Source organism: Salinicola sp. (assembly GCF_982684285.1).
In genome coordinates this window covers 1-1,027 of the sequence record NZ_CEXLVS010000274.1, presented here as the reverse complement: position 1 = coordinate 1,027, position 1,027 = coordinate 1, and the positions used below count along the sequence as shown (strand labels likewise).

Sequence of the window (1,027 nt, the reverse complement as noted above, 5' to 3'; positions counted from 1 at the left end):
TGCGCGAAGCGACGGTGAAGAACCCGTTCAGTGCCCGGGCGATCGCCGGTGGTGTCGGCCTGTTCCTGGGGATTCATCTCGGCCGACGTGGAGGCCTCCCTGAGCGTGCCGCCAAGAACGTCGCTCGACCCCGGCAACAGGCCGGGGTCGTCGTTTTTGCCGGCCAGGAGAGCCGAGATCGTCCCCCGACCGTGATCAAGCCTTGCATGGCTTGCGGAATTTTCCGCGAGGGGCGAAAGTCTGCCGGGTTCATCCATCCTTAGGCGACTGCTTTGTCGACACCTCTCATCTATCTGGCCGCGGCGGTGGCGGAAATCGCAGGCTGTTTCGCCTTCTGGGCGTGGTGGCGATTGGGCAATTCCGCGCTGTGGCTGGTCCCGGGCGCCATCAGCCTGGGGCTGTTCGCCTGGCTGCTGACACTGGTGGACAGTGATTATGCCGGACGTGCCTACGCCGCCTATGGCGGTGTTTACATCGTCACCTCGCTGTTGTGGTTGTGGCTCGTCGAGCAGCGCCTGCCGGACCGCTGGGATGTGATGGGGGCGGCGATCTGCCTGATCGGCGCCGGCGTCATACTCTTCGGGCCACGCGGCTGAAGGTCTTCGAGCGAGAGCAGGGGACCGGAGGACGGCGTTTAGTCTGACGGTAACGAAACCACCCTAGAATCGGCCGGGATTTGACGCGAAAAAGTCTTGAGGCCAGTCTCTGACGAGGTCATTATCTGCGGCCTCCCGCCGGTTCCCGGGCCGGAGGGAGACCAAGACCGGGGTGGCATCGGGTCGGGGTGCGCTGAATCTTATGAGAAGTTAGTTGCCCACTACCGATAAGACCTTATCACTGTTGACTTTTCCCGATCTGGAAGCGAATTCATGAGCAAAGTCCTGATTGTTGGTGCCGGTGGCGTCGGTGGCCGACGTCGTCGGTGGGCCCGTCGGGTTCGGGTCGGCGCCGTCCTCGCTGCTCGAACAGGCGGCGATCACGAGGCAGGCGGCCATGAGGGCGGTTCGGATGGTCATTCGATGGCCTC

3 protein-coding genes are annotated in these 1,027 nt (G+C 63.4%); 1 reads left to right on the top strand and 2 read right to left on the bottom strand.

The genetic code is table 11. The annotated features are described in order from the left end of the window. A partial coding sequence (locus tag AC3AYF_RS17985) for a hypothetical protein (RefSeq protein WP_487780128.1) occupies positions 1 to 257 on the bottom strand: 257 nt, incomplete at its 3' end. Between the two features lie 15 nt (positions 258 to 272). Here AC3AYF_RS17985 and AC3AYF_RS17980 point away from each other — a divergent pair. Beyond that, on the top strand, positions 273 to 596 hold the full coding sequence (locus AC3AYF_RS17980) for a YnfA family protein (protein WP_295036511.1): 324 nt from the start codon (positions 273 to 275) through the stop codon (positions 594 to 596). A gap of 210 nt (positions 597 to 806) precedes the next feature. On the opposite strand, the gene AC3AYF_RS17975 is transcribed toward AC3AYF_RS17980, so the two are convergent. Continuing rightward, positions 807 to 1,027, bottom strand: a 221-nt coding sequence (locus AC3AYF_RS17975; protein ID WP_487780127.1) for a hypothetical protein, incomplete at its 5' end; no start/stop codon positions are given.